This window comes from Ruegeria sp. G7, from assembly GCF_056535465.1.
On record NZ_JBQFIL010000001.1, the window covers coordinates 639,975 to 664,815 of the forward strand.

Here is a 24,841-nt window from a genome sequence, read left to right on the forward strand (position 1 = left end):
CGCGAAAGAAAAAGGCCCCGCAAAACTGCAGGGCCTTAATCGGTTTAAGTCGTGACGCTTATTCGCGGCTTTCCGGGGTTTCCACCAGAACGTCCAGCTCATCCCCGACCATATCGTCGTCAAAGCTCGGCGCGGCCAGAGCAGCGGCCGCTTCGGCCTCTTCCCGGCGGGCTTCGATGACCACATTGTCGCGCGACTGCGCGATGTGGCGAACGGCCTGGGTCGCCCCACCGGTACCGGCGGGGATCAGGCGGCCGACGATGACGTTCTCTTTCAGGCCAACCAGCTTGTCCTTCTTGCCCTGAACCGAGGCTTCGGTCAGCACGCGGGTGGTTTCCTGGAACGATGCCGCCGAGATGAACGAACGCGTCTGCAGCGAGGCTTTGGTGATCCCCAGAAGGATCGGCTCGCCCTGTGCCGGACGACCACCGCGGGCGATGGTCTTCTCGTTGGCCGCGTCGAACTCCTGCTTGTCGACATGCTCGCCTTTCAGCAGGGTGGTGTCGCCTGAATCCAGGATTTCCCACTTCTGCAGCATCTGGCGCACGATGACCTCGATGTGCTTGTCGTTGATCTTCACGCCCTGCAGTCGATACACGTCCTGCACTTCGTCGATCATGTAATCCGCCAGCGCTTCGACACCCATGATGGACAGGATGTCATGCGGAGCCGGGTTACCGTCCATCAGGTATTCACCCTTCTGGATGAAGTCCCCTTCGGCGACCGGGATGTGCTTGCCCTTGGGTACCATGTACTCGATGGTCTCCATGGACTCGTCCGCCGGTTCGATGCTGATGCGGCGCTTGTTCTTGTAGTCGCGGCCAAAGCGCACGTAACCATCTGCTTCTGCAATGATTGCGTGGTCTTTCGGACGACGCGCTTCGAACAGTTCGGCCACACGCGGCAGACCACCGGTGATGTCCTTGGTCTTGGCACCTTCACGTGGGATACGCGCGACAACGTCACCGGCTTCGACCTGCTGACCGTCTTCGACCGACAGGATCGCATCCACCGACATCGGATAGTGAACCGGGTTGCCCGCATCGTTGCGGACCGGCTCGCCATCTTCGCCGACCAGAATGATCTCAGGCTTGAGGTCGCTGCCTTTGGGGGCCGCGCGCCAGTCGATCACGATCTTCTGGGTCATACCGGTTGCATCGTCGGTCTCATCACGGACAGCAAGGCCCGAAACAAGGTCAACATATTTTGCAGTACCGGCTTTCTCGGCGATGATCGGCAGGGTGTAGGGATCCCACTCGAACAGCTTGTCGCCACGGGCCACTTTGGTTCCGTCCTTGACGAACAGCTTGGAGCCGTAGCCCAGCTTGTGGCTGGCCCGCTCTTCGCCATGTTCGTCGCTGATCACCAGCTTCATGTTCCGGCCCATGACCAGGCTTTCGCCTGCGGCATTGACCAGAATCTGCGGGTTCTCGAAGGAAACAACACCTTCCTGGCTGGCTTCCTGGAACGACTGCTGACCACCTTGCGCAACACCACCGATGTGGAAGGTCCGCATCGTCAGCTGTGTGCCGGGTTCACCGATGGACTGGGCGGCGATGATGCCGACAGCCTCACCTGTGTTCACCATGGTACCGCGTGCAAGGTCACGACCATAGCAGGTTGCACAGACGCCTTCCTCGGACTCACAGGTCAGAGGCGAGCGGATGCGCATCGAGGCAACACCGGCTTCATCAATGGTGTCGGCCATACGTTCGTCGATCAGCTGACCTGCAGCCACGATCACCTCATCGGTGCCCGGACGCAGAACGTCGTCAGCCGCCACACGGCCCAGCACACGTTCAGCCAGCGAGGCGACAACCTCACCGTCGTTCACGGCTGCTTCGGCAGTGATCGCACGCTCGGTGCCACAGTCGATCTCGCGCACGATACAGTCTTGCGCCACGTCCACCAGACGACGGGTCAGGTAACCCGAGTTCGCCGTCTTCAGAGCGGTATCCGACAGACCCTTACGGGCACCGTGGGTCGAGTTGAAGTACTCGAGAACGGTCAGACCTTCTTTGAAGTTCGAGATGATCGGCGTCTCGATGATGTCACCGTTCGGCTTGGCCATCAGGCCGCGCATACCGCCCAGCTGTTTCATCTGAGTGACCGAGCCACGCGCACCGGAGTGGGCCATCATGTAGACCGAGTTCGGTTCTTGTTCAGAGCCGTCCTCTGCCCGATCCGACGACGAGATCGTAGACATCATGGCCTCGGTGACGCGGTCGTTACACTTCGACCAGGCATCGACAACTTTGTTGTACTTTTCGCCCTGAGTGATCAGGCCATCCATGTACTGCTGTTCAAAGTCCTTCACCTGACCGCGGGTGTCATCAACGATGCCCCACTTGTCATCCGGGATAACCATGTCGTCCTTACCGAACGAGATGCCCGCCTTGAACGCTTCTTTGAAGCCCATCGACATGATCTGGTCACAGAAGATAACCGACTCTTTCTGACCGCAATAACGGTAGACGGTGTCGATCACCTGCTGCACTTCTTTCTTCCGCAGCAGGCGGTTGACCAGCTCGAACGGCGCTTTGTTGTTCATCGGCAGCAAGGCACCCAGACGCAGACGGCCCGGAGTGGTCTCGAAACGCTTCTGAACTTCGTTGCCTTCGTCGTCGATCTGCGTGATCCGCGCGGTGATTTTTGAGTGCAGATGCACCTCACCGGCGTCCAGCGCATGCTGAACTTCTTCGATCGAGCCAAAGACCTTGCCTTCGCCCGGCATACCTTCGCGCTCCAGAGTCACGTAGTACAGACCCAGGATCATATCCTGCGACGGGACAATAATGGGCGCGCCGTTTGCAGGCGACAGAACGTTGTTCGTCGACATCATCAGAACACGGGCTTCCAACTGCGCCTCAAGGCTCAGTGGAACGTGAACGGCCATCTGGTCGCCGTCGAAGTCGGCGTTAAAGGCCGAACAGACCAGCGGGTGCAGCTGGATGGCTTTCCCTTCGATCAGGACCGGCTCGAACGCCTGAATACCAAGACGGTGCAGCGTTGGCGCACGGTTCAGCATGACAGGGTGTTCGCGGATCACCTCGTCGAGGATATCCCACACTTCGGGACGCTCTTTCTCGACCAGTTTCTTCGCTTGTTTCACGGTCGAAGACAGACCCTTGGCTTCAAGGCGCGAGTAGATGAACGGCTTGAACAGCTCCAGCGCCATCTTCTTGGGCAGACCACACTGGTGCAGTTTGAGTTCCGGACCGGTCACAATGACCGAACGACCCGAGAAGTCGACGCGCTTACCCAAAAGGTTCTGACGGAAGCGGCCCTGCTTACCCTTCAACATGTCCGACAGCGATTTCAGCGGGCGCTTGTTGGCGCCGGTGATCACGCGGCCGCGACGGCCGTTGTCGAACAGAGCGTCAACAGATTCCTGCAGCATCCGCTTTTCGTTGCGGACGATGATGTCAGGTGCGCGCAGTTCGATCAGACGCTTCAGACGGTTGTTCCGGTTGATGACGCGGCGATACAGATCGTTCAGATCCGAGGTCGCAAAACGACCACCATCCAGCGGAACCAGCGGACGCAGTTCCGGCGGAATGACCGGGATCACGGTCATCACCATCCATTCGGGACGGTTGCCCGACTCGAGGAAGGATTCAACAACCTTCAGGCGCTTGATGATTTTCTTGGGCTTCAGCTCACCGGTTGCTTCGGCCAGATCAGCGCGCAACTGCTCGGCTTCGGCTTCCAGATCGATCTGGGCCAGCATCTCACGGATGGCTTCGGCACCGATGTTCGCGGTGAACGCGTCCATGCCATAAGCATCCTGCGCATCCATGTACTCTTCTTCGGTCAGCATCTGGCCGTAGGTCAGGTCAGTCAGACCGGGCTCGATGACGACGTAGTTTTCAAAGTACAGAACACGTTCCAGATCACGCAGCGTCATGTCCAGCATCAGACCGATGCGGGACGGCAGCGACTTCAGGAACCAGATATGTGCGACAGGCGCGGCCAGTTCGATATGGCCCATACGCTCGCGGCGGACTTTTTGCAGAGTGACTTCCACACCGCATTTCTCGCAGACAACGCCGCGATACTTCATCCGCTTATATTTGCCGCACAGGCATTCGTAATCTTTGATCGGGCCAAAGATACGCGCGCAGAACAGGCCGTCACGTTCAGGCTTGAACGTCCGGTAGTTGATGGTTTCGGGTTTCTTGATCTCGCCATAGGACCAAGACAGGATCCGCTCGGGCGACGCCAACGAGACCTTGATCTCGTCGAAAACCTTCGGGGGCGTCAGCGGGTTGAACGGGTTGTTGGTGATTTCCTGGTTCATTTGTTACCTCAAATCTTGCGGAAGGGGGGACGGGAGAAAGGGCAGCGCCCTTACTCCTCAACCTCCGCATCCAGGAGTTCCATATTCAGGCCGAGGCCACGGACTTCTTTCACCAGAACGTTGAACGATTCCGGTACGCCCGCTTCAAAGTTATCCTCGCCCTTGACGATCGACTCATAGACCTTGGTCCGGCCTGCGACGTCATCCGATTTCACGGTGAGCATCTCCTGCAGGGTGTAGGCGGCGCCGTAAGCTTCCAGAGCCCAGACCTCCATCTCACCAAAGCGCTGACCACCGAACTGCGCCTTACCACCCAGCGGCTGCTGGGTGACCAGCGAGTACGGGCCAGTCGAACGCGCGTGGATTTTGTCGTCCACAAGGTGGTGCAGTTTCAGCAGGTACTTGATGCCCACGGTGACCGGACGCGCGAATTGCTCACCGGTGCGACCGTCGAACAGAACCGACTGACCGCTTTCCGAGAAGCCCGCACGCACCAGCGCGTCGTTGACGTCCGCCTCTTTGGCACCGTCGAAGACCGGGGTTGCGATCGGAACACCACGAGTCACGTTGCCCGCAGCCTCGATCAGGCCATCCTCGTCCAGACCAGTGATGCCTTCTTCGTAGACATCCTCGCCATAAGCCAGCTTCATCGCTTCGCGCACCGGGGTCAGATCGCCGGAGCGGCGGTATTCACCCAGAGCCTCATCGATGTTCAGACCCAGACCACGTGCGGCCCAACCCATGTGGGTTTCCAGAATCTGACCAACATTCATGCGCGAAGGCACACCCAGCGGGTTCAGACAGAAGTCAACCGGCGTACCATCGGCCAGGAACGGCATGTCTTCCATCGGAACAACCTTGGAGATCACACCTTTGTTCCCGTGACGACCGGCCATCTTGTCGCCCGGCTGCAGCTTGCGCTTCACGGCGATGAAGACTTTGACCATCTTCATCACACCCGGCGGCAGGTCGTCGCCACGGCGGACTTTCTCGACCTTGTCTTCGAAACGGGCGTCCAGAGCACGCTTTTGCACTTCGTACTGCTCGTTCAGAGCTTCAACGATCTGTGCGTCCTGCTCACCTTCCAGCGCCAGCTGCCACCACTGGCCACGGGTCAGGGTTTCCAGCAGCTCCTCGGTGATCACCGACCCTGCCTTGACGCCTTTCGGGCCTTTGACAGCGGTTTTCCCCAGGATCAGGCCTTGCAAACGCGCATAGATGTTGCGGTCAAGGATCGCCAGCTCGTCGTCCCGGTCACGGGCCAGACGTTCGACTTCCTCACGCTCGATCTGCAGCGCACGCTCGTCTTTCTCGACACCGTGACGGTTGAAGACGCGGACCTCAACGACCGTACCGTAATCGCCCGGCTTCACGCGCAGCGAGGTGTCGCGCACGTCAGATGCTTTTTCACCAAAGATGGCGCGCAGCAGCTTTTCTTCCGGGGTCATCGGGCTTTCGCCCTTCGGAGTGATCTTACCGACCAGAATATCGCCCGGCTCAACATCCGCGCCGATGTAAACGATGCCCGCCTCGTCGAGGTTGCGCAGCGCTTCTTCACCAACGTTGGGGATGTCGCGGGTGATCTCTTCCGGGCCCAGCTTGGTGTCACGGGCGGCGACTTCAAACTCCTCAATATGGACCGAGGTAAAGACGTCATCACGCGCGATGCGTTCCGAGATCAGGATCGAGTCTTCGTAGTTGTAACCGTTCCACGGCATGAACGCGACGACCACGTTCTTACCAAGCGCCAGTTCACCCATATCGGTCGACGGACCATCGGCAATGACCTCGCCCTTCTGGACGGTGTCACCTACCTTGATCAGCGGACGCTGGTTGATGCAGGTGTTCTGGTTCGAACGCTGGAATTTGCGCAGACGATAGATGTCAACGCCAGCGTCGCCCAGTTCCAGATCCTCGGTGGCACGGATAACGATACGCTGGGCATCGACCTGGTCGATGATACCGGCGCGTTTCGCCTGAATCGCAGCGCCCGAGTCGATCGCGACCTTTTCCTCGATCCCCGTACCGACCAGCGGTGCCTCGGCCCGCAGCAGCGGAACCGCCTGACGTTGCATGTTCGAGCCCATCAGAGCGCGGTTGGCGTCGTCATTTTCAAGGAACGGGATCAGCGATGCAGCGACCGAGACCAGCTGTTTTGGGCTTACGTCGATCAAGTCCACATTCTCGCGCGGGGCAAGCGTGTAGTCACCGGCCTGGCGGGTCGACACCAGATCGTTGATGAACTTGCCATCCGCATCCAGCGTCGCGTTCGCCTGCGCCACGGTGTGACGCATTTCTTCGGTCGCGGACATATAGTGAACCTCATCGGTCACCTCTGCGTCTTTGACGACACGATACGGTGTTTCGATGAAGCCATACTTGTTCACGCGGGCAAAAGTGGCCAGCGAGTTGATCAGACCGATGTTCGGACCTTCCGGCGTTTCAATCGGGCACATCCGGCCATAGTGGGTCGGGTGGACGTCGCGCACCTCAAAGCCTGCACGCTCACGCGTCAGACCACCGGGGCCAAGCGCCGAGAGACGGCGTTTGTGGGTGACTTCCGACAGCGGGTTGGTCTGGTCCATGAACTGCGACAGCTGCGACGAGCCGAAGAATTCGCGGACAGCAGCCGCAGCCGGTTTCGCGTTGATCAGGTCCTGCGGCATGACGGTGTCAATCTCGACCGACGACATACGCTCTTTGATCGCGCGCTCCATGCGCAGCAGGCCAACGCGGTACTGGTTTTCCATCAGTTCGCCGACCGAACGCACACGACGGTTGCCGAGGTGGTCGATATCGTCCACGTCGCCTTTGCCGTCACGCAGCTCGACCAGAGCCTTGATGCAGGCCACGATGTCTTCGCGACGCAGGGTGCGCAGGGTGTCAGGCGCGTCCAGAGCCAGACGCATGTTCATTTTCACACGGCCAACGGCGGACAGGTCATAGCGCTCGCTGTCGAAGAACAGGGTGTCGAACAGGGCCGAGGCCGCTTCGACGGTGGGCGGCTCGCCCGGGCGCATGACGCGGTAGATGTCCATCAGCGCGCTTTCACGGTTCAGGTTCTTGTCCTGAGCCATGGTGTTGCGCATGTAGGGGCCAACGTTGACGTTGTCGATGTCCAGAACCGGGATGTCGGTGATGCCCGCATCCATCAGGTCTTTAACGGTGCCACCGATCAGATCGCCGTCTTTGTCATACTCAAGGGTCAGCTCATCACCGGCTTCGACATAAATCGCGCCGTTTTCTTCGTTGATGATGTCCTTGGCGACATACTTGCCGACGATGTTGTCGAAGGGCACCAGCAGGTCGGTAACAGCACCTTCGTCGATCAGCTTTTTAACGGCGCGCGGGGTGACTTTCTTGCCGGCTTCGGCAATCACTTCACCGGATTTCGCGTCGATCAGATCATATGTCGGACGGGTGCCGCGCACACGCTCGGGGAAGAACGGCGTGACCCAGCCTTTCTTCTTATCCAGCTTGTAGGACACGGTGTTGTAATACGCGTCCATGATCGCTTCCTGATCCAGACCCAGCGCGTACAGCAGGGTTGTCACAGGCAGCTTGCGGCGACGGTCGATACGGGCGAACACGATGTCCTTGGCGTCGAACTCAAAGTCCAGCCAGCTGCCGCGATACGGGATGATGCGGCAGGCAAACAGCAGTTTGCCCGAGGAATGGGTTTTGCCCTTGTCGTGGTCAAAGAACACACCGGGCGAGCGGTGCATCTGGGAGACGATCACACGCTCGGTGCCGTTCACGATGAACGTCCCGTTCGGCGTCATCAGGGGCATATCGCCCATGAACACGTCCTGTTCTTTGATGTCCTTGACCGATTTCGCGCCGGTGTCCTCATCGACATCAAACACGATCAGACGCAGAGTGACCTTGAGCGGCGCGCTGTAGGTCATGTCGCGCTGCATACACTCTTCGACGTCGTATTTGGGTTTTTCCAGATCGTATTTCACGAACTCCAGCACGGAGGTTTCGTTGAAATCCTTGATCGGGAAAACCGACTGGAACACGCCTTTGATGCCTTCGCCGTCTGTGGGCTGTTCTGCATCGCCGGAGCGCAGGAAAAGATCATAAGAAGATTTCTGGACCTCAATGAGGTTCGGCATTTCCAAAACTTCGCGGATTTTGCCGTAATATTTACGAAGACGTTTCTGGCCAAGGAACGTTTGAGCCATGTCAGATGTCACCTTTCGATGTTCTCAGCGGGCAAAGACACCGTCGGGCCCCGGCATCTTGCACAATCGAGACAACACGTCCGGATCAATTCGTGGCCACCGTCCCGAAGGCGGCCTCCCGATCCGAAAACCGTGTCTTAGAAAACGCCCCTGCGAATGAGGCCCTTTCTAAGACAGGTTCGGCTGGACCCGGATTTCTCCGGACCCAGCCAAATTTTGCGGCGCATCAGCGATGCACCTGTCGGTTGGCTTAGGCCAGCTCGACTTCGGCGCCAGCTGCTTCCAGCTTGCCTTTGACTTCTTCGGCTTCGTCTTTCGACACGCCTTCTTTGATCTTGCCGCCAGCTTCGACCAGTTCCTTGGCTTCTTTCAGGCCCAGACCGGTGATGCCGCGAACTTCTTTGATCACGTTGATTTTCGAAGCGCCGGCGTTCTTCAGAACGACGTCGAATTCGGTTTTTTCTTCCTCAGCTGCGCCACCGGCGTCGCCACCGGCTGCAACCATTACGGCGCCGCCAGCTGCGGGCTCGATGCCGTATTCGTCTTTGAGGATGGTTTTCAGTTCTTGTGCTTCCAGCAGGGTCAGACCCACGATGCTTTCTGCGAGTGCTTTCAGATCAGCCATTTTATCAGCTCTTTCCGTTTACAGTGTGTGTTCCAACGTCAGGGGCATACCCCTACGCAGATCATTCAGTGCCAACCGCTTACGCAGCTTCCGCCTTCTCTTCGATGGTGGAAAGGATGCTTGCGATATTGCTTGCAGGTGCGCCAATCGCGCCGGCGATGTTCGAAGCAGGTGCGCCAATGCAGCCCACGATCGAAGCAATAAGCTCCTCGCGAGACGGCATTTTCGAAACTGTTTCGACGCCTTTGCGGTCCAGAGCGTTCTCGCCCATTGCACCGCCAAGGATTTCGAACTTTTTGTTCTCCTTGGCGAAGTCCTCGGCCACCTTGGCTGCTGCCACGGGGTCCTCGGAATAGGTCAGAACGGTCATCCCTGTCAGCAGGTCGGCCATGCTTTCACACGGCTTACCCTCAAGGGCGATTTTGGCGAGCCTGTTCTTGGCAACACGCACGGAACCACCCGCGTCACGTGCACGTGCGCGAAGGTCCTGCATCTCGGCAACTGTCAGACCGGCGTAGTGAGCAACCACTACGACGCCAGAGCTTTCGAAGATTTGGCCGAGTTCCTCGACCACTTTCTCTTTCTGGGCTCTATCCACAGTTCTCTCCAAGTTAGGGGCGATATCTCACCCCGGCTCATATTTGCCGCAGCTTTCGCTCCGGCGTTCAGGTCCGTTGTTACGGGATTGGCCAAAATGCGCCCGAGGGTGGGACCCTCAGAATTCTTTGGTCTTACCCGTCTCAGGCAGGGAATTAAGGGGCCATATTGCACCACCCACCGTCTTGGACGAAACGAAATAAAGCGCACGACGAATCGCACGCTTTACTCCGCAAGTCTCTTTAGGGCAGACGCGCGGGGTTTCCAAGGGGTAAATTGTCCTTTTCAAAGGCTTCGCAGGATATCGCGCAGCGAGCGGGATTGACATGCCTGCGCCTGTGGTGTCCCGTCACACCAATGTATGACGAACAACGCTGCAATCCCACCCCGGCATGCTGACCCTCACACCTGACGAAACGCAGCGGGCCACGAAATATAGCGAAGAATTTGCGCAGGCCACCCGCTCGGGGCCAGTCACCTCTATTGTCGGCGTCAAGCGCTCGCACGACTTTCCGGGCAAGCGGCTGGTTCTGCGCCTAACCACCGACAATCGCGATTTCGCGCTCAAGATCGATCTGGACTCGCCCGAAACCGGTCGCTTGCAGCACGAATACAGCGTTCTGACCGACCTGAGCGCGCATTTTGCAAAAACTGCAACGTCACGGGTCGTAACCCCCACCTATCTTTCGCCATCGGGTCAGTTCTTTGTCACCGAGTTCGTCGACCGTACCACAGCACTGGACGTGATCTATAACGAGCCCGACGACAACAGGGTTGCGCAGGTTTATCGCCGGGCGGGGGCGTGGCTGCATGACCTGCACAGCGTGCAACCGGCGCAGCCTTACGCGTTCTGGCCACAATGGATGATGGAGCGCATCCGCAATTCCTCGGACACCATCAAGTCGCATGTCCGCAATGATTATCAACGGATGATGAACATCATGCGCGCGGACGCGGTGCATCTGCGCGGGCGCGAAGACACACGCGTGTTCTCGCACGGAGATTTCCACGGCCTGAACCTGATCCTGGGTCAGGGCACAGCCATCGGGCTGGATTTCACCGAAGCGCGGGACAAGCTGGCGGTCTACGATATCGTCGATTTCCTGAAAGCCGATGTATTTCGCCCCGGAGATGCCGAAGATTTGGACCGCAGCGGCATCTTGCGTCGCAACAAAGCGATGTTCTTTCGCCTCTATCGCCATCCGATAAACATCGACATCCTGGACTTTTGCCTGCGCGGTCGACTGATGCGTGACTGGTTGCTGTTGTGCCAGCAAGACCGCGACTACAGCGACTATGAACGCCATCGCGCAGACCGCCTGCGGTTGCGGCTGAAACTGACCTTGACCGATACGTTGATCTGAGGCGCGCTCAGATATAGCCGCACAAGACCGACGCATCGCGCGCACCCAACGTCGGCGCGACGGTAGGGCCGAACCCGGCCCCGGCACTGTCCAGTTCAGGGAACAGCGCCATAATCTCGGCGCGTTGCCGCATGTTCAGCGCACCCACCGAATTGCTGGCCAGAAAGAAGCTTTCGGTCAGCGCACCGTTCGAGCGTACCAGATGATGGCGGTCGAACATGAAATGGGTATAGCAGACACGGTCCACCTCACGGATTTCCACCCCCGGCAACCCACACAGATGCTTGGCCGCCACCAACACTTCGGCCGTGCCAAACAGCATCTCTGCGGCAGAAGCCTCGACCAGAACCCGGTGCTGCTGCGACAGCACAAGCTGCGTGCTGTTGCCGATCACGCCGGGAGCAATGAAAACAGGTGCAAAAGCACCGGCCCCTCGAACCTCGGTATGACCTGCCCAAAGCACTGGTTGCAGGCCCCCATCCCGGGTCCAGACCCTTTGGCCCGCGCGGATATCTTCGACCGGCAGATCGCCCGCGGCGGTCTTGATCAGAGTCCCCGCGGCAAAACATGGAATATAATCGGTATAAGCCGAAGCGCCGGCATTCGACCCGCTGACCTTGATATACTGCGTGCCGTCAACCAACGGCTCGGATGTGCCATAACCCCAGACATCGGAAAACACGCCGCCCTGCGAAAACACGTAGATCGTGATCTCGGGGCCAGTCGGATTGCCGTCAGCATCCAGCGCCCGCACAACTATAAGGGATTCAGATTCAACCCCCTGACCATCGGCAACGAGACCGCCCCCGTCCGTAATGGTATGACTGCCCGGCAGGTCATCGTTGAAGACGTCCACATCAAATGTGTCGTCCAACGTGATGGTGGTTCCGCTTCCCGCCGAATACTCAAAGATCGTGCCATCCGGAGTATCGGAGTTATTGACAATCGGACCGCCGACAATCGCCGGATTGCCGCTTGAGATAACCTCAAGACTTTCGCTGTCCTGAGCAAAGAAACTTCGTAAAACCATAGTGACCCGTATACTGCGAACAAACAAACAAGCGCCATCCGAGCATCACCCCTGGTCACTCCCCTTCCGGTATCGACGAAATCACAAAAACGATCAATCCCACTTGGTGATCACTTTTTTGCCCGCTGCCACAGCGGCTGCCAAAAAAGAAACCCGGGCAGCCTGCGCTGCCCGGGTCTGAACTGCTAGAAAATCAGCGGGCTTTATTCGCCCGCTGCCTCTGCCACATCGACAGTCACGCCCGGACCCATGGTCGAGCTCAGCGCGATTTTCTTCATGTAGGTACCTTTGGCGCCAGACGGCTTGGCCTTGGCAACGGCCGAGACAAAAGCACGGACGTTTTCGACCAGCTTGGCTTCGTCAAACGACGCTTTGCCAACACCGGCGTGTACTACGCCGCCTTTTTCCGCCTTGAACTGAACTTCACCACCCTTGGCTGCTTCCACGGCCGCTTTCACGTCCATGGTCACGGTGCCAACTTTGGGGTTCGGCATCAGGTTGCGCGGGCCCAGAACTTTACCCAGACGGCCAACGATGGGCATCATGTCCGGGGTGGCGATGCAGCGATCGAATTCGATGGTGCCGCCCTGAATGGTTTCCATCAGGTCTTCTGCACCAACGATATCAGCGCCTGCTTCTTTGGCTTCGTCGGCCTTGGGGCCACGAGCAAAAACAGCAACGCGCATCGCTTTGCCGGTGCCGTTGGGCAGGCCGACAACGCCGCGCACCATCTGGTCTGCGTGACGAGTGTCGACGCCCAGGTTCATCGCGATTTCGATGGTCTCGTCGAATTTCGAGGTTGCGTTGCCTTTGACCAGGGCAACCGCTTCTTCAACCGACAGGTTTTCCTTGCCAGCGACAGCTTCGCGCGCAGCGCGGGTACGTTTACCGAGTTTTGCCATCTTACTTCACCTCGATGCCCATAGAGCGGGCCGAGCCCAGGATGATCTGCATTGCGCCTTCGACGTCATTGGCGTTCAGATCTTTCATTTTGGCTTCGGCGATTTCGCGAACCTGCTTGGTGGTCACGGTGGCCACGGTCTCACGACCTGGGTTCTCGGCACCACGAGGGCGGTTACGCTTGCCAACCGGCTTCAGACCAGCTGCTTTTTTCAGGTAATAAGACGCGGGCGGCGTCTTGATGTCCATGGTGAAGGACTTGTCCTGATAATAGGTGATCACGGTCGGGCAAGGCGCGCCTTGCTCCATGTCTGCGGTCTTGGCGTTGAACGCCTTGCAGAATTCCATGATGTTGATGCCGCGCTGACCCAGCGCCGGACCAACTGGCGGCGAGGGGTTCGCCTGACCTGCAGGAACCTGCAGTTTCATTGTACCAGCAAGCTTCTTAGCCATTTGGTTTTCCTTTCAACGTAGGTAGGACGCGTCCCACCCGGTTTATGTTGCGTGGTCCGATCCGGGATCGCGATCCCTGCAACCTCCCACGAGAGAATCTCGCCCGAAGACGATAGAGGCGGCGTGTATAGGGGAATGGTGGGGTTGGCAAGGGGCTGGGGCTGCAATCGGAAAAGACCGCATCGATCCCTGGCATCACTATTGTAGGAGGAACCAGACGACAGCCCGCAGTTCATAGATCGGCCACTTTGAGCGCCATTTGCCTTAGGTGTCGCATGTCCGTTCCGCAACAACCGCCAAACACCCGAATAGAGGGATTGTCCCGCACAACATGCGCAATCTCCTGACCCAGTTGAACAGGATCACCCTCGTCCAATTCCTTAGCTTCATCCAGTTCCGCATGCGAACAGCGCGATGCGTTGGCCACTACGCCTTTGAGTCTTGGGTGTTTTTTCAGAGCGTCCGCAAAGTGCGCGGGGTGCGCACAATTCACCATATAGAAGAGCGCTGCGCTGTCTGTTTCCAATTCGATTTGGTTCAAGGCATCTGTCAGCTTTGTCCCGTCAGCCAGACACCCGTCAGTTTCTACAACGAGTGACATGATGATTGGCAAATCGAAGTCTTGCGCTGCCAGAACACAGCCAACGGCCTCATTCACGCGATTGAACGTATAAGCCGTCACCAGATCGACACTGGTTTCTTTCAGGGTCGACAGTTGCACGCCATGGTATTCGCGTGCCTGCTCAACTGGCATAGGAGGAATATCTGCATAGGGATCATATCTGGGACCGATACAAGCCGAAACCAAGACATCGTCGCGACCAGATGCATTGCGTACCTCGTCCATCAAAGCAACGCCGTCTTTATTCACTTTTCGGAGCTTCTCTGCATCGTAGCCCAACGGCGCAGCCCGATCGGCATTTGCCATCCAGGTAGGAGCGTCGAGTATGCAGCTCACACCCATATCCCCAGACAACTCAACCAATTCCTGCATTTGCTGCGCCAAAACGGCCCGCGTTTCAGGTTTCTCCAGCAATGGGAAAGACGCAAACCCCGGAAGCTCAATGCCGTGATTGAAGATCAGGTCCGTACCCGTACCCGCATAGACAAGGAAGTGTTTTTCACTTTCATGTGGGAGTTTCCGCGCCATTTTACGCTCCTCGAACATCTTCGTTGGATCATTGCCACATTGGCGGAGACGAATTCCTCTTCGATGCAGCAGTTTTTTCGCGCGCCCGTCAAGTTTTTGGGGAATCTACTGCCGCACCAAATCCCGCTGTGGCACGTCAGGCTAAACAGAAAAAGCCACGCTGCCCGGGCTGCGTGGCTTCGTACATCTTTGAATAAGGCTATTTAGCCCTGCTTGGTAACCTGCGTAAAATCCAGCTCGACCGGCGTTTCCCGACCGAAGATCGAAACCGAGACCTTCAGCTTCTGGTTCTCGTCGTCCACGCCTTCGACCATGCCGTCGAAATCCTCGAACGGGCCGTCGTTGACCTTGACCTTCTCGCCGACTTCGAAAGTGATCATCAGCTTGGGCGCTTCTTCACCCTCCTGAACGCGGTTCAGGATCTGGTTCACCTCGGCGTCACGCATCGGCATCGGGCGCCCTTGCGGGCCCAGAAAACCGGTGACACGGTTGATCGAGTTCACAAGGTGATAGCCCTGATCCGACATCTCCATGTGCACCAGCACATAACCGGGCATGAACCGACGTTCGGTGGTGACTTTCTTGCCGCGGCGGACCTCGATCACCTCTTCGGTGGGCACCAGAACTTCGTCGATATCGTCCTCAAGGCCCTGCTCAGCCACCGACGTGCGGATCTGCTCTGCGATCTTCTTTTCGAAATTCGAAAGAACGCTGACCGAGTACCACCGTTTCGCCATGAACCTGTCGTCCTTGTTTGCCTTTGGGCCGCGATCCCTCGCGCCCCTCGTTGAAATCCAATTGCGTCACCCGGAATAAAAAGCGGCGCGCAGCCCGATTCGCCGCACGCCCATTCCGAATAGTTACGTCACCTACTCTGACATGACAGGCTGTGCAAGGGGGCAGTGGCGTTTCCGCAGCCCCAAGCCGCCTTAGCCGAACGCGCCCAGAATCAGTTGCAAGCCGCCTCGAATGCCCAGATCGACCAGAGCAAAGAACACAGCCGTCAGCGCCGCCATGATAAACACCATGACCGTGGTCAACAGAACCTCACGCCGGGTCGGCCAGACGACCTTTGCAACTTCGGCGCGGACCTGCTGAATGAACTGGATCGGGTTTGTCATGGCCATGAGGCGTATCTCTCTGCTAGCGGTTGCGCCGGACATAACCGGGCATTGCGGCAATTTCAAGGGCGGTCAGGGCTTGGGCTTGTCGTCCCATTCATCGCTCAGGATGCGGCGCGAGTCGCCTTCGGGGTCGTCATACTGGTTTGACCGGACCGTGTAGATGAATGCCACCAATCCCACACCGCCCAAAAGCAGTGAAATCGGAATGAGATAGGCCAGAACTTCCATCAGCTTACCTCAATCGCAAAGCGTTCAGGGACACGGTGATCGACGAGGTCGACATGGCCAGCGCGGCGATCAGCGGGGTCGCGAGACCCGCCACGGCCAAAGGTACGGCGATCACGTTATAGATGGTGGCGATGCGGAAGTTCTCGCGAATCCGTTTGGTGGCTTTGATAGCCGTATCGCAGGCATCCGCGATCGGAGACAGGTCGTTGCCCAGCAACACGATATCCGACGCCACACGTGCCGCATCCAGCGCCGAAGCCGGAGAGATCGACACATGCGCCGCCGCCAGCGCCGCCGTGTCATTCAGCCCGTCGCCCACCATCAGCACGCGATGACCCTGGTCGGTCAGCGCCTGCACTTTGGTGGCTTTGTCTTCGGGCAAAGCCTGAGCGATCCAGTTTTCGATGCCCAGCTTGCCCGCCAAGGCGCGAACCGCGCCTTCAGTGTCACCCGAGATCAGGATGACCTCTTTGCCTGCGTTGCGGAACGCGGCGACGGCCTCGGCCGCACCAGCCCGCAGGCTGTCGGTAAAGGCGAAGCGCAAGGGCTTTTGCGAACCGATGGCCAGCCAGGCGCAGGTCTGCGCACCATCCTCGCCACCAGCCCAGGCCGCACGACCCAGCCGGACACGCTGATCACGATAGAGGCCCTCAGTGCCATAGCCCGGTACTTCGGTCACATCGCGCAAGGTGGCAGGCTTGATCCCAGCCGCGCGCGCGGCTTTCGCAAGCGCTACCGACAAGGGATGCGACGAGGCCTCAGCCAGCGCCAAAGCAACCTCAAGATCGGCGCGGGAATGGTCGCCCAGATTGGTCAACTCGGGCGTCCCGGATGTCAGCGTGCCGGTTTTGTCAAAGACGACGGTATCGACCTCGGCCAGACGCTCCAACGCGGTGGCGTGTTTGATCAGCATACCGCTGCGGAACAACCGCCCCGAGGCTGCGGTGGTGACAGCGGGCATCGCGAGGCCCAGCGCGCAGGGGCAGGTGATGATCAGCACTGCCGCCGCGATGTTCAGCGCGGTGCGGATGTCGCCCGAATAGATGTACCAGCCCAGAAAACTGAGCGCCGAGAGAATATGAACCCCCGGTGCGTACAGCTTGGCCGCCTTGTCGGCCAGCGAGGTATAGCGGGACCGACCCGATTCAGCGATGGCCACCAGATCGGCCATCCGGTGCAGCGAGGTATCTTCGCCAACCGCGGTCGCGCGGATGGTCAGGGGGCCGGTGAGGTTGACCTCACCCGCGCTGACGCTCAGCCCTTCTTGCGCGAAGACAGGCAGGGTCTCGCCCGTCAGCAAGGATCGGTCGAGTTCGGATTGTCCGGATACGATCTCTCCGTCCACTGGCATCCGGCCACCGGGGCGGACGAGGATCAGGTCACCGACGGTCAGAGACGACACCGCGATCTCTTCTTCCACGCCGTCGACAAGACGGGTGGCGCGAGGCACCTCCAACGCGGTCAGCTCTTCGGCTGCGGATCGGGCCACCGCGCGGGTGCGATAGTCCAGATACCGCCCGGCCAGCAGGAAGAAGGTCAGCGTCAGGGCGGCGTCGAAATAGGCGTGCTTGCCGCTGAGGGCGGTTTCCCACAGCGATGTAACCAGCGCCAGCAGGATCGCCAACACAATCGGCACATCCATGTTCAGACGGCGTACGCGCAAGGCGCTCCAGGCATTGGCAAAGAAGGGCTGCGCCGAGAACGCAATCGCGGGCAGTGCGATCGCCGCCGAAATCCAGTGGAACATATCGCGCGTTGCGTCCGTCGCCCCGGACCAGACAGAAACCGACAGCAACATCACGTTCATCGACGCGAACCCGGCCACGGCCAACCGCATCAGCAGATCGCGACCCGCCTTATCCGATTGCGTCGCCGAAAGCGCGCCGGGATCAAGCTCATGCGCCTCGTAGCCTGCCTGTTCCAGCACCGGAATCAGATCGACGGCGCGGATATCCGGATCGGCTTTGACCATTGCACGCTTGAGGGTCAGGTTGACCCGTGCATCCGCAACACCGGGATGAGCGTTCAGTTCCCGCTCGACTGCGGCGATACAGGCCGAGCAGTGGATGCCCGGTAGCGACAGCGCGATCTGCGCGTCTTTGGGCGCGGCGCGGGCCGGTTCAGCCGGGGCTGCGAGGCAACCCGGACATGCGGCGGTGCCGGTGGGGGCCTGCGCCGTCATGGCTTAGCCTTTCACATACAGCGGCACGCGCTGCGCAAACTCGGCCCCGTCCTTGGCCTTGGCGACCAGACGGATATTCCAGTTTCCCTTGCCCAAAGCCGCAGGGGCAGCATAGGCCAGACCGTCAAAGGTGAAATCCGGCGAGAAATCGTCTTTGACATGGGTCGCCCGCCCAACAACCGCCTGCAGTTCAGCCACCTCGACGGGGGTGCCGGTCTGATCGGTGATGTGCAGGACCAGCAGGCCGCCCGTGACCTCGGCCTTGATATCCCAGCCCAGTGCCTGGTGTTCCTGCAGGCGTTCGTTGAACTCCTGACTGGCCACATAAGAGTTCTTGACCTCAAGCCCCGGAAAGGTCTTCACCGCGCTGTAGGCCAGCACAAGGTTCACCGTGATGATCACGCCAAAGGCGGCGACAAACACCGCAAGCGCATGTTTTCCAGTAAATTTACGCTCTGCCATTTTCAGTTTCCTCGTCCGTTGAACGTGGTGTCTTTGTAGGCCCGCTCACCGCTTTCAAGGTCTTCCACCCAGATGCGGACCGAGGTGCTGTCTGCCGCCGCCGGACCGGTGCCCTGCGCTGCGGTGATATAGACGCGAGTCAATTGTGCCGTATCCGCGGTGACATTGACAGTATCACCTTCGATGCCTTCGATCTCGACCTGCAGCGCTGGATCACCCGCCAGCGTCAGCTTGAAGGGCCGCTCTTCACCATGTTTGTTGCGCAGGCGCACGTCATAGGTGTTGCGGATGGTCCCGTCCGAGAGCGTCACGAAAGTCGGATTCCGGACCGGAGCCACCGTCAGATCGATATCCGAACGGATGAACAACGCGAACAGCAGCGCAAAGCCCACCAGCGACCACAGTGAGGTATACATGATGGTGCGCGGGCGCAGGATGTGTTTCCAGATGTTCTTGGGCGGATGGCCTTCGCGTTCACGGGTCTCATCGCTCAGCGCCATATAGTCGATCAGGCCGCGCGGCTTGCCGATCTTGGCCATCATGTCGTCACAGGCATCAATGCAAAGCGCGCAGGTGATGCACTCCAACTGCTGACCGTCGCGGATATCGATCCCAACAGGGCAGACATTCACGCAGGCCATGCAATCGATGCAATCGCCAAGCTCACTGTCGGCAGTCCGCTTGCCCTTGCCGCGCGGCTCGCCCCGCCATTCGCGGTAGCCAACGACAAGGGTGTCCTCGTCCATCATCGCCGCCTGAATCCGAGGCCACGGGCAAGCGTAGATGCAGATCTGTTCGCGGGCGAAGCCACCAAAGAAGAAGGTGGTCGCCGTCAGGATCAACATGGTGGTGTAAGCCACCGGATGCGCGTTGCCGGTCACCAGATCGCGCGCCAGTGTTGGCGCATCGGCGAAATAGAACACCCAGGCCCCGCCGGTGGCCAGACCGATCAGAAACCAGACCACCCATTTCGTCAGTCGCAGGCGTATCTTGCGCGCGTCCAGTTTCTTCTGGTGATGCAGACGCAGGCGCGCATTGCGATCACCCTCGATCCAACGCTCGACCAGAATATAAAGGTCCGTCCACACGGTCTGCGGGCAGGCATAGCCGCACCAGACGCGCCCCAATGCCGAGGTGAACAGGAACAGCCCCAACCCGGCCATGATCAGCAGACCGGCGACGAAATAGAATTCATGCGGCCAGATTTCGATCCAGAAGAAATAAAAGCGGCGGTTTGCCAGATCCAGCAACACCGCCTGATCCGGCAGGCTGGGGCCGCGGTCCCATCTGATCCACGGCGTGATGTAGTAGATACCCAATGTCACCGCCATGATGATCCACTTGAGGTTACGGAACGGACCGGACACCCGTCTTGGGAAAATCGGTTCTCTGGCGGCGTAGAGACTCGGGGTGGGGTTGGAATCGCTCACAGGCTGGCTCCGCAACTGGCTTTTCTGAGTGTGTGTTCTTCCAGATCACGGGGCGAGAGACTTTGACATGGGTCAAAACGCGCATCGTACAGACACCTTTTCGCAAAGTTGTTACTGTGTGCTTCGAGCCTGCCTCTTCAACCAGGCAATAAAGGTCTTCACCGAGGGCCTAAGTGCCGATTTTTGCGTCACAATATGATATCCGCGCAGATCGGGCTCGGCAAACAGCTCGACAATGCGACCCGACTTGATATCGGCCTCGACGAATTGTCGCACGGTGACCGTGACCCCCTGCCCCGAGCGCAACCCGTCCAGCAGCAGATTACCCGGCAACTGTGTGCGCCCGGCACCGCGTTCGGGGCCGACGCCGCGTTCGGTCAACCATGTCGTCGCTTCGGTCGTGCCGAACTCTTCCAGCCACGGCAGTTGCGCCAGGTCCGCTGGCGTCCAATCGGTCCTGTCACCCAGCAGCTTGGGCGACGCGACAATGACCATCGGCGTCTGAAGCAGCATCTCGCAATCGACACCGGGCCAGCCCCCCGCACCATAGCGGATCGCCACGTCCACCCCGCCCGGGCGCAGTTCGACGACTTCGAAGGTGGGATCAAGGATCAAATTGACCTCGGGGTGCGTCGCGCGAAAGCTTGGCAGGCGTGGCATCAGCCACGACGCCGCAAAAGATGAGGTCAGCGAGACATGCACCGGACGGTCCTGCCCGGACCGTGCAAGATCACCCACCGCCGCCGCGATCGCGCCAAAGCCCAAATGCAGGGCGCGGGCCAGATGCTCTCCGTCAGCGGTAAGGGTCAGTGCCTTACCCGAACGGTCCAGCAGAGCGACACCCAGGTGCTTTTCCAGCGCCCGCAATTGCTGGCTGATGGCAGCATGACTGACATTCAGCGCCGCCCCGGCATCGACGACATTGCGCTTTTCCGCAAAGGCCGCAAAGGCCCGGAGGGATGCGAGCGGCGGGAGACCGAGCCAATTCATATGTAATTCCTACTTACACATCAGAATGGTTATTGAGTCGCATTTCACATCGCAAACGTCAATCTTTCAGGGAGAAACCTCATCACCTAGGAGAAGTTCCATGCTAACCGTTTTCGCCCGATCTTTCATGACCGCGACCCGGCTTGACAGCCCGCATATCCGTGACGCGCGCAAACCGCCCAAGCGCACTAAGCGCTGGTTGCCCGAACATCACTGGTGGAGAAAGCATCCGCGCGCAGTGGACCTGAACGACCTTTGAGGCAGCTGGGTCAGCTTTGCTGGACCGGTTGCGGCCTCGTTCTATACTTGGAAAAATCGGCACCGGCTGTTCTGGAAACGCGCGAACAGATGGAACAGCCGGTGCCGCAGCCTTCGGGCGGAAGACCGCCCGGAGGTATTCTTTGACGTTTACTGACCGCCACCAAGCTGGTGGACATAAGCGGTAACGGCGCGGATTTGCGCGTCGGTCAGGCGGTTTTCCCATGGGGGCATAACGCCGAAGCGGCTGTTGGTGACCGTCTCGGTCAACGCCTCTTCGCTGCCACCGTACAGCCAGATCGCATCGGTCAGGTTTGGCGCGCCCTGGAAGACATCGCCCTTACCGTCTTCACCGTGGCAGGCCGCACAATTGTCTTCGAAGACAACCTTGCCCGCCTGCGCCGCTGCGTCGTCGGTCTGCGCATTGGTCAGTGACATGACGTACTGGACCACCTGAGTGATCTCGTCCTGTTCAAGCAACTCGCCAAATGCCGGCATCTCGGAATAGCGCGCATCGTCGCTTTCCTCGTTCCGGATACCGTGTGCGATGGTGTATTCGATATCCTCGAGTGTACCACCCCACAGCCACGCATCATCCAGCAAGTTCGGGAAGCCCGATGCGCCCTGTGCGCCTGAACCATGACACTGCGCGCACCATGTCCGGAACACCGCGCCGCCTGCATTTACCGCGTATTGCTGCAGTTCAGCATCGGCCGAGATCTCTTCCAGCGGCGTTTCCACCAGCTTCGCATTCCACGGCGCATTCGCCTCTTCGAACGCGACCATGTCCTGCTGCACCAACTCGCGCGAGGACCAGCCCAGCACACCGGCGGTTGCCGACTGCACCAGCGGCCATGCGGGATACATGATCGTGTAGATCACGCCCCAGAAGATACAGGCATAGAAGGTCCACAGCCACCAACGCGGCATTGGGTTGTCGAATTCCTCGATACCGTCCCAGCTGTGACCGGTGGTATTCGGGTCACCCGGCTGTTTTTCAGGTGTCTTGCTCATGGCCGCGCCTCCTTGGATGTGGCGGGTTTGTCTTCATGACGGAACGGGATGTTGGCGGTGTCCTTGTATTCCTTGCTGGCGCCCGGGCGGAAAACCCAGATCACGATGCCAAGGAAAAAGGTGAACAACAGCAGCAGCATCCAGCTATCCGCGAATTGTCTGAGGATCGTGTATTCTTCCATCTCACCCTCCTTAGCGGCTTGCATCGGGCGTAAAGGTCGAGAAATCGACCAAAGTGCCCAGCATCTGCAGATAAGCGATCAATGCGTCAGCTTCGGTCAGCTCGGGCTGACCATCGAAGTTGCGCACATTGACCTTGTCACCATAACGCTCCAGCAAACCATCAAAGTCGCTGTCGGGATCGGCCTGAGCGCGGAAGTCGGCAAGCGCGTTCTCCAGCATCTCTTCGGTATAAGGCGTACCGACCAAGGCGTTTGCCGCCATGATGTCACCGATATACTCACCGTCCAGCTTGCGTTTCTCGAGGAAGCCATATTTCGGCATCACCGATTCCGGCACCACGGATTGCGCATCACGCAGGTGGTCCACATGCCACTGGTCGGAATACCGGCCACCAACGCGTGCCAGATCAGGCCCGGTCCGCTTGGAACCCCACTGGAACGGGTGGTCATACATCGACTCAGCCGCCAGCGAGTAGTGGCCATAGCGCTCGACCTCATCCCGCATTGGGCGGATCATCTGGCTGTGGCAGACATAGCAGCCTTCGCGCAGATAAATCTCACGACCCGCCATTTCGAGAGGGGTGTAAGGGCGCATGCCCTCCACCTTCTCGATGGTGTTCTCGAGGTAGAACAGCGGGGTGATCTGAACGATGCCACCGATGGTTACGACCAGGAAGCTGAAGATCAGCAGGAGGGTCGCGTTGGTCTCGAGGATCTTGTGTTTTTCGAGAATTGCCATTGCTCCGGCCCTCCTTATTCAGCCGGGACCGCGACGGACAGGCTGGCCTCTTTGGCCGGCGCTTTCCGCACAGTCATCCACAGGTTGTAGCACATGATCACAGCACCGGCGAGGAACAGGACCCCACCCAGACCGCGCACCACGTACATCGGGAACTTGGCAGCCACGGTGTCAGCGAACGAGTTCACAAGGAAACCGTTTGCATCGACTTCGCGCCACATCAGTCCTTCCATGATACCGGTGACCCACATCGACGCGGCGTAGAGCACGATGCCGATGGTGGCGAGCCAGAAGTGCCAGCTGACCATCTGCAGCGAGTACAGACGCTCGCGCTTCCACAGGACAGGTACCAGGAAGTACAGCGCACCAAAGGTGATCATGCCGTTCCAGCCCAGCGCGCCCGAGTGCACGTGACCAATGGTCCAGTCGGTGTAGTGGCTGAGGCTGTTCACGGCGCGAATTGACATCATCGGACCCTCGAACGTGGACATGCCGTAGAAGCCGACCGAGATGACCATCATGCGGATGATGGGGTCGGTGCGCAGCTTGTCCCATGCGCCCGACAGGGTCATCAGACCGTTGATCATGCCGCCCCACGAAGGCATCCACAGCACGACCGAGAACACCATGCCCAGAGTCGAGGCCCAGTCAGGCAACGCGGTATAGTGCAGGTGGTGCGGACCAGCCCAGATATACAGGAAGATCAGCGCCCAGAAGTGGATGATCGACAGCTTGTAGCTGAAGACCGGACGTTCGGCCTGTTTCGGGATGAAGTAGTACATCATGCCCAAGAAGCCCGCAGTCAGGAAAAAGCCCACAGCGTTGTGGCCGTACCACCACTGGATCATGGCGTCTTGCACACCCGACCAGACGATGACCGATTTCGAACCCCAGATGCTGACCGGGATGGTCATGTTGTTGACCAGGTGCAGCATGGCGACGGTCACGATGAACGCCAGATAGAACCAGTTCGCCACGTAGATGTGGGGTTCTTTCCGCTTGATGATCGTGCCCAGATAGACGGCCAGATAGGCCACCCAGACAACGGTCAGCCACAGGTCAACATACCATTCAGGCTCGGCATATTCTTTCGACTGGGTTCCGCCCAGCAGATAGCCGGTTGCGGCCAGAACGATGAACAGCTGATAGCCCCAGAACACAAACCATGCCAGATTGCCGCCCCAAAGGCGCGCGGCGCTGGTACGCTGTACGACATAGAACGAAGTCGCGATCAGCGCGTTGCCGCCAAAGGCAAAGATCACCGCAGATGTGTGCAGCGGCCGCAGACGGCCAAAATTCATGTACCCTTGGGCCCATTCGAAGTTCAACACCGGAAACGCCAGCTGGAATGCGATGAAGGTTCCTGCAAGAAACCCGACCACACCCCAAAAGGCGGTCGCGATCACGCCATAGCGGATCACGCCATCCATGTATTCGCCAGAGCGGTCTACAAGAATATCTGGCTCGTCTGTGTTTCTAAGCGTCCAGATGAACAGACCGCCGGCGATCAACATCACCAGAATCGCATGCACCTGATACGCCAAATCTCGTGCGTAGTTGGACCCGATCGCGGCGAACACCACAACCAGTCCAAGCACGATCAGCTTGATGTAATTTGACATATTG

At 59.0% G+C, this 24,841-nt stretch carries 21 protein-coding genes; 2 read left to right on the top strand and 19 right to left on the bottom strand.

Annotated elements, in window-relative coordinates; all coding sequences use genetic code 11:
• Positions 1-58: 58 nt before the first annotated feature.
• From rpoC to rplJ, 4 genes are all read right to left on the bottom strand, one after another.
• Positions 59-4,300 (bottom strand): DNA-directed RNA polymerase subunit beta', encoded by a 4,242-nt coding sequence (gene rpoC, locus ACR3EN_RS03240; RefSeq protein ID WP_480870693.1) that lies wholly within the window; start codon positions 4,298-4,300, stop codon positions 59-61.
• Positions 4,301-4,350: 50 nt separating this feature from the next.
• On the bottom strand, positions 4,351-8,487 hold the full coding sequence (gene rpoB / locus ACR3EN_RS03245) for a DNA-directed RNA polymerase subunit beta (protein WP_480825450.1): 4,137 nt from the start codon (positions 8,485-8,487) through the stop codon (positions 4,351-4,353).
• Positions 8,488-8,737: 250 nt separating this feature from the next.
• Positions 8,738-9,112 (bottom strand): 50S ribosomal protein L7/L12, encoded by a 375-nt coding sequence (gene rplL, locus ACR3EN_RS03250; protein ID WP_010441182.1) that lies wholly within the window; start codon positions 9,110-9,112, stop codon positions 8,738-8,740.
• Between the two features lie 79 nt (positions 9,113-9,191).
• Entirely contained in the window at positions 9,192-9,710 is a 519-nt protein-coding gene (gene rplJ, locus ACR3EN_RS03255) for a 50S ribosomal protein L10 (RefSeq protein WP_170714638.1), read from the bottom strand.
• Positions 9,711-10,101: 391 nt separating this feature from the next.
• Here rplJ and ACR3EN_RS03260 point away from each other — a divergent pair, with 391 nt between their 5' ends.
• Positions 10,102-11,073 (top strand): aminoglycoside phosphotransferase family protein, encoded by a 972-nt coding sequence (locus tag ACR3EN_RS03260; RefSeq protein ID WP_480825452.1) that lies wholly within the window; start codon positions 10,102-10,104, stop codon positions 11,071-11,073.
• A gap of 7 nt (positions 11,074-11,080) precedes the next feature.
• Here ACR3EN_RS03260 and ACR3EN_RS03265 read toward each other — a convergent pair whose 3' ends face one another.
• The 11 genes from ACR3EN_RS03265 to ACR3EN_RS03315 all read right to left on the bottom strand — a co-directional run bounded on the left by ACR3EN_RS03265 (position 11,081) and on the right by ACR3EN_RS03315 (position 21,022).
• Positions 11,081-12,103: a Hint domain-containing protein gene (locus ACR3EN_RS03265; protein ID WP_480825454.1), complete on the bottom strand. Its 1,023-nt coding sequence runs from the start codon at positions 12,101-12,103 to the stop codon at positions 11,081-11,083.
• A gap of 203 nt (positions 12,104-12,306) precedes the next feature.
• A complete protein-coding gene (gene rplA / locus ACR3EN_RS03270; protein ID WP_480825456.1) occupies positions 12,307-13,005 on the bottom strand; it encodes a 50S ribosomal protein L1 in 699 nt (232 codons plus the stop codon).
• 1 nt (position 13,006) lies between these two features.
• On the bottom strand, positions 13,007-13,456 hold the full coding sequence (gene rplK, locus ACR3EN_RS03275) for a 50S ribosomal protein L11 (protein WP_113791694.1): 450 nt from the start codon (positions 13,454-13,456) through the stop codon (positions 13,007-13,009).
• 232 nt (positions 13,457-13,688) lie between these two features.
• Positions 13,689-14,624 (bottom strand): homocysteine S-methyltransferase family protein, encoded by a 936-nt coding sequence (locus ACR3EN_RS03280; RefSeq protein WP_480869523.1) that lies wholly within the window; start codon positions 14,622-14,624, stop codon positions 13,689-13,691.
• A 185-nt stretch (positions 14,625-14,809) separates the two neighbouring features.
• Positions 14,810-15,343: a transcription termination/antitermination protein NusG gene (gene nusG / locus ACR3EN_RS03285; RefSeq protein ID WP_170387635.1), complete on the bottom strand. Its 534-nt coding sequence runs from the start codon at positions 15,341-15,343 to the stop codon at positions 14,810-14,812.
• 192 nt (positions 15,344-15,535) lie between these two features.
• Positions 15,536-15,733 carry a preprotein translocase subunit SecE gene (gene secE / locus ACR3EN_RS03290; protein WP_480825460.1) on the bottom strand — a complete coding sequence of 66 codons (198 nt, stop codon included), beginning with the start codon at positions 15,731-15,733 and terminating at the stop codon, positions 15,536-15,538.
• A 66-nt stretch (positions 15,734-15,799) separates the two neighbouring features.
• Positions 15,800-15,958: a cbb3-type cytochrome oxidase assembly protein CcoS gene (gene ccoS, locus ACR3EN_RS03295; protein WP_424831576.1), complete on the bottom strand. Its 159-nt coding sequence runs from the start codon at positions 15,956-15,958 to the stop codon at positions 15,800-15,802.
• Between the two features lie 4 nt (positions 15,959-15,962).
• Positions 15,963-18,140: a heavy metal translocating P-type ATPase gene (locus tag ACR3EN_RS03300; RefSeq protein ID WP_480870690.1), complete on the bottom strand. Its 2,178-nt coding sequence runs from the start codon at positions 18,138-18,140 to the stop codon at positions 15,963-15,965.
• Between the two features lie 3 nt (positions 18,141-18,143).
• Complete coding sequence (locus tag ACR3EN_RS03305) at positions 18,144-18,602, bottom strand: FixH family protein (RefSeq protein ID WP_480825465.1); 459 nt, start codon at positions 18,600-18,602, stop codon at positions 18,144-18,146.
• 2 nt (positions 18,603-18,604) lie between these two features.
• Positions 18,605-20,032 (bottom strand): cytochrome c oxidase accessory protein CcoG, encoded by a 1,428-nt coding sequence (gene ccoG / locus ACR3EN_RS03310; RefSeq protein WP_480825467.1) that lies wholly within the window; start codon positions 20,030-20,032, stop codon positions 18,605-18,607.
• A gap of 111 nt (positions 20,033-20,143) precedes the next feature.
• Positions 20,144-21,022: a LysR family transcriptional regulator gene (locus ACR3EN_RS03315; protein WP_480825469.1), complete on the bottom strand. Its 879-nt coding sequence runs from the start codon at positions 21,020-21,022 to the stop codon at positions 20,144-20,146.
• Positions 21,023-21,122: 100 nt separating this feature from the next.
• Here ACR3EN_RS03315 and ACR3EN_RS03320 point away from each other — a divergent pair, with 100 nt between their 5' ends.
• Positions 21,123-21,281: a hypothetical protein gene (locus ACR3EN_RS03320; RefSeq protein WP_480825471.1), complete on the top strand. Its 159-nt coding sequence runs from the start codon at positions 21,123-21,125 to the stop codon at positions 21,279-21,281.
• Positions 21,282-21,430: 149 nt separating this feature from the next.
• Here the strand turns inward: ACR3EN_RS03320 and ccoP are convergent, their stop codons facing one another.
• Genes ccoP through ccoN form a run of 4 tightly spaced genes read right to left on the bottom strand, consistent with a single transcriptional unit; the run spans position 21,431 to position 24,837 of the window.
• Complete coding sequence (gene ccoP / locus ACR3EN_RS03325; RefSeq protein ID WP_480825473.1) at positions 21,431-22,294, bottom strand: cytochrome-c oxidase, cbb3-type subunit III; 864 nt, start codon at positions 22,292-22,294, stop codon at positions 21,431-21,433.
• Positions 22,291-22,476, bottom strand: coding sequence for a cbb3-type cytochrome c oxidase subunit 3 (locus ACR3EN_RS03330; RefSeq protein WP_480825475.1), 186 nt, complete (start codon positions 22,474-22,476; stop codon positions 22,291-22,293). Before ACR3EN_RS03330 ends, ccoP begins: the two co-directional genes overlap by 4 nt.
• A 10-nt stretch (positions 22,477-22,486) precedes the next feature.
• Complete coding sequence (gene ccoO / locus ACR3EN_RS03335) at positions 22,487-23,215, bottom strand: cytochrome-c oxidase, cbb3-type subunit II (RefSeq protein WP_480825477.1); 729 nt, start codon at positions 23,213-23,215, stop codon at positions 22,487-22,489.
• Between the two features lie 14 nt (positions 23,216-23,229).
• Positions 23,230-24,837 carry a cytochrome-c oxidase, cbb3-type subunit I gene (gene ccoN / locus ACR3EN_RS03340; protein WP_480825479.1) on the bottom strand — a complete coding sequence of 536 codons (1,608 nt, stop codon included), beginning with the start codon at positions 24,835-24,837 and terminating at the stop codon, positions 23,230-23,232.
• Positions 24,838-24,841 lie beyond the last annotated feature (4 nt).